An 8348-nucleotide genomic window follows, 5' to 3' on the forward strand; every position below is an offset into this window, starting at 1 on the left:
ATCTTTTAAATCAAATCATTGACTAGAAGAAATGGGCATTTCCTACCTAATTACTTTATTCTTTGACTTCTGACACAGTATGCTAGCCCAAGGAAAGCGGTCTAACATTTTTGCAAATTCATAGGCTAAAACAGCTGTTACTAAGAGATACGGAAGAGAAACTATACCTAGCCCAGTGAAACCTATTACTAATCCAGTTGCAGAAAAGGGCGCCCTCAAGGTCACAGACAAAAAGCAAACCGATCCCAAAAGCAAAATGCTTGGCTGGCTATCCCCACCTAGAATCATGCCCAAGAGAGCAGCTCCAGCCATCCCCAAGGCAAAAGATGGCGTAAGAGTACCACCATAGGCCCCTGCCCAAAGGATAATAAGAACGACCACTGCTTTTAGGAAAAACATGAGAAGCACTGTTTGACCACTGCTACCATTTAAAATTTCCTGAGCCATCATACGTCCATTTCCAAGTAGATGTGGAAAATAACTTGCCAATCCAACAAGAAAAAGAAAAGCTGAGGGCAATGTGAGAAGTATTCGTTTATCTTTTATTCTGTTCGAAGATGCTGCCTTACTTAAGCGACCAAAAAGCCAAGCTAGTGGGGTTAAGAAAAGAAGTAATAAAGGTACAATCCACACTTCCTTTAGTGACCATGTGATAGCTGGAATCTGGTAAAGAGCCTGATCTGAAATAACCAAGCCTGCTATATAGGTTGAAACATAGGTAGTCAAACCAACTAAGACAAATCGTTTAATAGATAGAGCAATTCCTAGAGTTTCAAAAACAAAGAAAACACTTGTTAATGGAACCTGATAGACAGCTGCTAAACCAGCACCAGCACCACAAGCAAGGAGAAAGATACAATCCTTCATAGACAGTATACATATTTTTCCAATTGGTCCTGCAGATAGAGTTCCAATCTCTCGTGGTGCAGCTTCTTTGCCAATAGGGGCTCCCCCTCCAACTGCAATGATCTGCCAAATTGAATGAAATAGCTGTTTTAGAAAATGAAGCTTGTATTGTGAAGTCTCATCCTTCATCTGAGCTTTGATGGAATAAATCTTCGACCCTTTTTGCAAGAAATACCAGACCAAGGATGAGCCAAGACCAACAATTATTAAACTTAGTCCTATCCTTGAGGAGGAAACTCCATCTGTCAAAAATCTACTATGATGCTCTGACTGACCAAAAGCTAGACCCTCTATTATCTCTAAAAGATAATGGAGAAATATACCAGATAAACCCGAAACTATTCCTTGTAGAATTACTGCTAGGAATAATCTAAAATTATAAGGGATTTTTCGAAAAATACTCCTCAATTCTATTAACATGATTACAATTCTGCAATAATCGCTTTAAGCAAGCCTTTGAAGTCGCCTTTGACACGTTCAGTCACTTCCACAACTTCTTCGTGGTTGAGTTCTTCTTGGAAACCAGCAGCATGGTTAGTAATACATGAAATACCGAGAACTTTCAAGCCAGAGTGGGCTGCCACAATCACTTCAGGAACAGTGGACATACCAACTGCATCTGCTCCCAATGTCTTATAGGCACGAATTTCTGCAGGTGTTTCATAAGTCGGACCTGTTACACCAATATAGACACCTTCATCAAGCTTGATACCAAGTTTCTTAGCCACTTCATGGGCAGTAGCACGATATTCTGGTGTGTAGGCTTTAGACATATCTGGGAAACGTGGACCAAAATCATCCAAGTTTTCACCCATCAATGGGTTCTGCCCCGTCATATTGATATGGTCTGAGATAGCCATCAAGGTACCAGGACCAAATCCAATACCTCCAGCTGCATTGGTTACAATGACACCTTCGCATCCAAGAACTTTCATAACACGTACTGGGAAAGTCACCACTTCCAGAGGATTTCCCTCGTAGAAATGGAAGCGACCTTGAAGAGCCAAGACCTTTCGACCTGCAAGGTCGCCATATACCAATTTACCAGCGTGACCGACTACTGTCGAACGGCCCCAGTTTGGAATATCTGCATAGTCTACTACAACAGGATTTTCGATTTCTTCTGCAAGTTCCCCCAGACCTGATCCAAGGATTAAACCAAACTCAGGCGCTTGGATTCCTTTTTCTTTCAGGAAAACAGCTGTTTCTTTGATCTTATCTAAAAATGTCATTGTGTGTCTCCTTTATTATTTTTTAGCATTTGACCGATTTTGTCAAAGGTTTTTGCGGTGCGAATAGTGATGTTGCGATAAAAAGGCATCTTGAGCAAGTACTTATGATAGGCAGTTGCATAGTAGGATTCCTCTGAGATTTTCCCCCAGAAAATCCCAAGTTTTCCAAAATGAACCACTTCATCTTTCAGTTCCAAACTGTTCACTTTCTCGATGACTTGATCCACATCCAAGCTCTCCGTGTAGAAGAGCACATCCTTTCGTGCCAAATCTTTGGTCCACCATTCAGGCAGATTCTCAAGTTCCTCTTCAAAGTCCTCAAGACTCAACAAGGAAAAGCTCTGAATAAATGGATAATGGATTTCAAAGAAAGCCTCTAATTTTTCAACCAATTGGGCTTTGGGAGCTGTCGAAGTAAAGAAAATGTTGCCACTGTTGATGTAGGTTTCAACCTTTTCCAGTCCCAACTCTGTCAGTTCTTGACGAAGTTGCGCCATGACAACTTTATTTTTCCCACCTACATTAATGCCCCGAACAAGTAAAGCATATCGCGTCATCTTATACCAATTTATCTAAGAAACTTTCACCAATCATGGCAGTTTCAACACCAAAGTTATCCGCAACTGTTGCTGAGATATCTGCAAAATGTCCAACTGGAATGACCCCATTTCCTTTAAAGGCAGGACTGTAAGCTAAAAGTGGAATATATTCACGAGTGTGGTCTGTTCCTGCATAGGTTGGGTCATTTCCATGGTCCGCAGTAATCAAAAGAAGATCATTCTCTCTCATGGCTGCGATAATTTCAGGCAAGCGTTCATCAAACTCATGCAAGCAATCACGGTAACCATGGGCATCACGACGGTGGCCGTAAAGGGCATCAAAGTCAACCAAGTTTGTGAAGGAGAACCCTTTTTCAAACTCAGCAAGTCCCATTGTCTTCAAGAGTGTATCAATTCCGTGGCTATTTGATTTGTTATGACCCATGTCATGGTTGATACCAGCACCGTTAAAGATATCGTTGATTTTACCAACAGCGTACGTATCGATACCAGCTTCGTTCAATTTATCCAAAACAGTTGGTGCAAATGGAGAAACGGCTAAGTCTCGACGATTTGCCGTACGAGTGAAGTTACCTGGTTCACCAACATACGGACGGGCAATGATACGGCCTAAAAGGGCAGGACGCTCAAGAGTAATTGAACGAGCGTATTCACAGATACGGTACAATTCATCCAAAGGAATGATGTCTTCGTGGGCAGCAATTTGCAAAACAGGGTCAGCTGAAGTATAGATAATCAACTCTCCAGTTTCCATTTGACGTGGTCCGAAATCATCGATAACAGCCGTACCTGAGTAAGGTTTGTTGGCTTCACGAATGACCTTGCGTCCTGAAAATTCTTCGATTTTTGTCAGGATTTCTTCTGGGAATCCGTTCCAAAAAGTATCGAAAGGCTCGGTAATGTTGAGTCCCATGATTTCCCAGTGACCAGTCATGGTATCCTTACCAAGAGATACTTCTTCCAATTTTGTTGCATATCCTGTTGGATTGCTTTCAGCTGGAACAGTCTTAAGAGGAGTTTCTCGAGGAATATTTCCAAGACCAATTTTAGCCATGTTTGGGACATTCAAACCAACTGCTTTTGAAATGTGTCCCAGTGTGTCAGAAGCTCCATCTGGAACCCCTGCATTGACAAAGTTATTAGCATCTGGTGCAGCACCGATTCCTACAGAATCCAGTACCACCAAGTGAATACGATTAAATTTTGACATAGTGTATCTCCTTATTATTTTGCTTTGCTTGAAGTTAAAATCTGAACCCCATTTCGTCCAGCTACGATGACCTTATCCACCATTTGGTTGAATAAGCCGTGCTCTACGACACCAACGATATGGTCCAATTCTTGCCCTAAAGCAATTGGATCTTCAATGACATCCAAGGCAAGGTCAATGATAAAGTTCTGCATATCGGTCACAAAACGTTGGCCATCTTTTTCACGGAAACTTGGTTTGTAGCCAGCTCGCTCAAACCGACGAAAGACCTGTTCTGCGCCATACTGAACCACTTCTACTGGCAATTTAAAAGCACCCAGTTTCTCGACTAGCTTGCTTTCATCCACTACCCAAATATATTCTTTTGAGGGCGTTGCTACAACCTTCTCCATCAGAAGGGCACCACCACCGCCTTTGATTCCGTTAAACTGGCTATCCACCTCATCCGCTCCATCAACCGTCACATCGACAACATCTACTTGGTCAATAGACTTGAGCGGGATATTAAGCCCTTCAGCCTGTTTACTAGTCACACTAGAAGTCGTTACAGCTGTAATCTGCAATCCTTCTTCCTTGATACGACGACCGATTTCTTCTACAAAATAATAGGCAGTAGAACCCGTTCCCAGTCCGACAACCATGCCATCCTTGACAAACTCAGCAGCCTTGATACCTGCCATTTTCTTCAAATTTTCCACTCAAACACCTCCATTAAAGAGCTACTTTCATTATAACATGTATCCTTTTTTATTTCATGGATACACTAGAAAAACCCGAACATTTTTATTTCGGGTTTTGGTGTCCTATTTAACCATATCAGGATCGTAATCATAGAATCCTGTATCGAGAAAACGATTTTTAGGATGTAACTTGCGCACTTCCTCATCTAACAAGAAGGCTTGGTCATGGCTAAAGTTGCCCTCTTGAATCAAACTACGTGCTTGGATAAAGAGTTTGGCAATCTCAACAAAGTTTTGACCAGGTGTATAGAGACCTTCTAATTTCCAGTGAGTAAAGCCATGATCTACCAATTCTGTCAATTTGGTCATCAAATCAAGGTCATTGTTTGCAAAGATATGGGTACCATGATTGTCTTCAAAAATGGAATAGTGGCTCTCTGGGTCGCTTGGTTCAGCCAAGAAGAGGTCACGTTTACGCGTCTTTTCATCATCGATATGCGTAAAGTTATAGTAGTTTTGCAAGAGTGGACGTTTAGAATGGTGAATAACACTAGCACCGTAAACCAAAACTTCAGCAGGAATTTCCAAAATCTCTGGCATTTTGAAAAGTTCAGCAGATGGAATTTCACGCGCCAAAACAGCCTCAGATGCGCCAGCCTTTTGTCCCCAGAAGTTAATCTGACGACTACTTGTCACCATTGTTGAAGCATCGTAGATAGTCTTAAAGGAATAACCATCGCGATTGACCACATAAAAGACACCTGCATCCCCAATTGTAATGTAATCTGTCTTAATTTCTTCCAAAAAGTCTAAGAAAGGTTTGATACGGTCCATCATATCTTGGTGCATGAGGGCATTGACTGCAACAATCAATTCCTTACCAGCATCATGAACCAGCTTAGCGATTTCACGCAATTGGTCATAACTAAAGGTTGTTGGCAGACGAAGACCAAAATCTTTCTCACCGACATAGATACGGTCCACGCCAGCTTCGAGCAGTTGTTCAACTTGTTCAATACTTTCAGCAGTTGCTGTAATAATAATCTTTTCCATAAGAAAAATTATACCACATTTCTGGAAAATCAGCTATGAATACTGGGAGTTTTACAAAAAGTAAGTCTTATTTTTAAATTTTGAAATTAAAAAGTGAACAGTAACCAACACCGTTCACTCTCTTTTTATGCATGTGTTTCTTCAACTAGGTGACCATCATTCATGATATAAATACGGTCAACCTTATCAAGAAGTCGTGTATCATGTGTAATCATAACAACTCCTCTACCTTGTTCATGGGCAATGCCAGCCAACATCTCCGTTACTTGGTAGGCACGCTGGGTATCCAGACTAGCTGTTGGCTCATCAGCAAGCACAATGCTTGGATTGTTATAGAGGGCTCTAGCAATCGCAGCTCGTTGACGTTCTCCACCTGACAATGCCTTGGGATACTGATCTTGTACTTTTTCCAAATCCAACAAGTCAAAAAGTTCTTTCCGGTCACTTTTACTATTTTTTCTCTTATCTAGTCTGTCAATCAAATCCAGCTGTTCCTTGACCGTTAGAAAAGGAATTAAGTTTGAAGCCTGGAGAATGAAGCCAAACTCTCTAAAACGGAGGTCTGTTTTCTCCTTCTCCGTCAAATTGCCTGTTTCCTTCCCCTTTACTAGAATCTTTCCACTAGATGCTTCCTGAAGTTGACCTAAAGTTGTTAGAAAGGTCGTCTTTCCAGAACCTGATGGCCCAACGATCGCCACGAACTCTCCCGCATTTAGCTGAAAATTAGTCTCATGCAAGGCAACGACTTTCATCTTTCCTTCCCCATAGGTTTTTGTCACTTGCTTCATTTCTATCAATGCTGTCATACTATTCTCCTTATCACTCTGCAATCGCAGTAATCGGGTCCACCTTTAGCAAGCGTGGAAGTGAAATGACACCACCTAGAAGGGCCATCAAGGAAATTACCAAGCTTAGGACAGAATAGGCTAACCAACTTGGGTAGAAAAAGAAGGTAGCTGGCAAGACTAAAATCACTCCTCCAACAGCCAGCAAGGCTAAAGCAATCCCCATACTAGCTAGGAAGAAGATTTGACAGAAAAGAGACCATACAATGGTTTTGATCTGTATTCCCTGAGCCCGCATTATTCCATAAAGTCCTAGTTTTTGTATGGTAATGATATAAACAAATATACCCACAATCAAGCCTGTGATGACAATCATAGCAAGAATCATCCCTGAAAATACATTCACCTGAGGTGTGTAACCAGGAATTTTCGAAATCATTTTTGGAATGGAAATCTGTTTCAGCCCATCCCCAGCCACTTCTATATCATTTTTCAATACCAAGGCAGAGATGGAACGATTGGCCTTCAAGGTTCCTTGTAAGGTCCAATAAGTTGTCAAACTCGTAAAGACAACTGGCTCAGTAAAAAACTTATTTCCTTTAGTCAGCCCTACAATCTTGTAACTTACTTCGCTTCCATTGAGCTGAATGGCATCACCCAACTTCATTCCATAGTTTTCAAAGGACTGATCCACGACCACCTCATCATCCCCTTCAGGATAACGGCCCTCCGTCAAACTAGGAGAGATAAAAGCGTCCCACTCTTGAGCAAAGATGGAAACATTGACCTTTTCACTATCATCGACTAGATTGGTCACAGCAAACATATACCCTAGTGGAGCAGCCTCTTTAGAACTCTTATCCTTGTAGTCCTTTTCAGGAATAAAAGATGCTGTCAAATTATCATTTGCGTAGTCAGATAAAACTATACCCGTCGCTTGCCAATTATCAATAGCTGCCCGGTTGTTTCGCACAAGACCAAGAGCTAGACTGGTCATAAAAAAGACCATAAAAGCGATAAGAAAAATGGTAGTTAGAATCAAACTATATCGAAGTTTGTTTCGTAATATTTCTTTGATAGCAAGATACATGCTTATCTCCTTTAACTTTTCCAAGAGGTATCAATTAGACACCTCACTACTATAAAAATAGGAGACAGAAAATCTGTCTCTGTATTCAAAACAAATCTCACTAATCAAATCAAATAAAATAAAGAAAATAAGGAAATAATTTTCCTAAAAATGAATCAATTGGTAGCTCTATTTTCTTAGGAATATAATCAATTATGAATATTAATAAGTATTTGGTGTCCATCCATCCTATCATTTTCACATTATGGTGTCAAGAAAAGTGATTTTGAAAAAGGACTTTATTCTTATTGTAACCTTTCTGTAATAATTCTCTGCTGAAAAAATGATAAAATAGGTATGTACTGTTAAGGAGAGAATAATGCCCGTAAGAAAATTACAATCCTATGAGGTAGACTATCAAGAAGAATTAAGCCAGCAGGTTCCTCGCTATCAAGATTATACACCTGAAGCACAATCTGATGCCAATCTCAAGGAAATCCTATTTTTTGTTAATATCGCTGTTTTTTGTATCTGTATTGCTATCTTTAGTTTTATCTTTTTATCATTAAAATTATCAACTGCTCTTGCCTTTGCCGCAGCAATCGGATCCAGCTTACTTGTTTTAAAAGTTCAACGGTCTATTATCAAACGAAAACGTAGAAGATAAATCCAAAATATCGCTCCAGCTGGAGCGATATTTTTATTTTTTCTTTTTAGATGGTGTGTGGATGGCAATCTTCACTTCAAAGATTGTTCCCTTTGGTTTATTATCTTTAACAGTAATGGTTCCTTTTAGGGCATCTACAATTTGCTTGGCTAGGGATAAACCTAAACCGAAACCACCTTTTTGACG

The 8348-nt window shown here is 40.5% G+C and carries 10 protein-coding genes; 1 reads left to right on the forward strand and 9 read right to left on the reverse strand.

Annotated features, from left to right (window positions below; all coding sequences use genetic code 11):
- Positions 1-42 precede the first annotated feature (42 nt).
- The 8 genes from QZ565_RS06510 to QZ565_RS06545 form a co-directional block, all read right to left on the reverse strand.
- Positions 43-1326, reverse strand: coding sequence for a chloride channel protein (locus QZ565_RS06510; protein ID WP_295527206.1), 1284 nt, complete (start codon positions 1324-1326; stop codon positions 43-45).
- Between the two features lie 2 nt (positions 1327-1328).
- Positions 1329-2138 (reverse strand): purine-nucleoside phosphorylase, encoded by an 810-nt coding sequence (locus QZ565_RS06515; protein ID WP_295527209.1) that lies wholly within the window; start codon positions 2136-2138, stop codon positions 1329-1331.
- On the reverse strand, positions 2135-2695 hold the full coding sequence (locus QZ565_RS06520) for a DUF1697 domain-containing protein (protein ID WP_295527212.1): 561 nt from the start codon (positions 2693-2695) through the stop codon (positions 2135-2137). Before QZ565_RS06520 ends, QZ565_RS06515 begins: the two co-directional genes overlap by 4 nt.
- 1 nt (position 2696) lies before the next feature.
- Positions 2697-3908: a phosphopentomutase gene (locus QZ565_RS06525; RefSeq protein WP_295527215.1), complete on the reverse strand. Its 1212-nt coding sequence runs from the start codon at positions 3906-3908 to the stop codon at positions 2697-2699.
- Positions 3909-3922: 14 nt separating this feature from the next.
- Positions 3923-4606: a ribose-5-phosphate isomerase RpiA gene (gene rpiA, locus QZ565_RS06530; protein WP_295527218.1), complete on the reverse strand. Its 684-nt coding sequence runs from the start codon at positions 4604-4606 to the stop codon at positions 3923-3925.
- Between the two features lie 105 nt (positions 4607-4711).
- The gene (locus QZ565_RS06535) at positions 4712-5641 is read right to left on the reverse strand and encodes a peptidase U32 family protein (protein WP_295527221.1); all 930 of its coding nucleotides are present in this window, start codon (positions 5639-5641) and stop codon (positions 4712-4714) included.
- Between the two features lie 125 nt (positions 5642-5766).
- Complete coding sequence (locus QZ565_RS06540; protein WP_295527224.1) at positions 5767-6447, reverse strand: ABC transporter ATP-binding protein; 681 nt, start codon at positions 6445-6447, stop codon at positions 5767-5769.
- A gap of 13 nt (positions 6448-6460) precedes the next feature.
- Positions 6461-7516 carry an ABC transporter permease gene (locus tag QZ565_RS06545; protein WP_295527227.1) on the reverse strand — a complete coding sequence of 352 codons (1056 nt, stop codon included), beginning with the start codon at positions 7514-7516 and terminating at the stop codon, positions 6461-6463.
- Positions 7517-7874: 358 nt separating this feature from the next.
- Between QZ565_RS06545 and QZ565_RS06550 the strand changes: the two genes are divergently transcribed.
- Positions 7875-8162, forward strand: a complete 288-nt coding sequence (locus QZ565_RS06550; RefSeq protein ID WP_084924597.1) for a DUF3270 domain-containing protein — start codon at positions 7875-7877, stop codon at positions 8160-8162.
- A 33-nt stretch (positions 8163-8195) separates the two neighbouring features.
- Here the strand turns inward: QZ565_RS06550 and QZ565_RS06555 are convergent.
- A partial coding sequence (locus tag QZ565_RS06555; protein WP_295527232.1) for an ATP-binding protein occupies positions 8196-8348 on the reverse strand: 153 nt, incomplete at its 5' end.

The sequence above is a fragment of the uncultured Streptococcus sp. genome (assembly GCF_915066115.1).
Lineage (GTDB): Bacteria > Bacillota > Bacilli > Lactobacillales > Streptococcaceae > Streptococcus.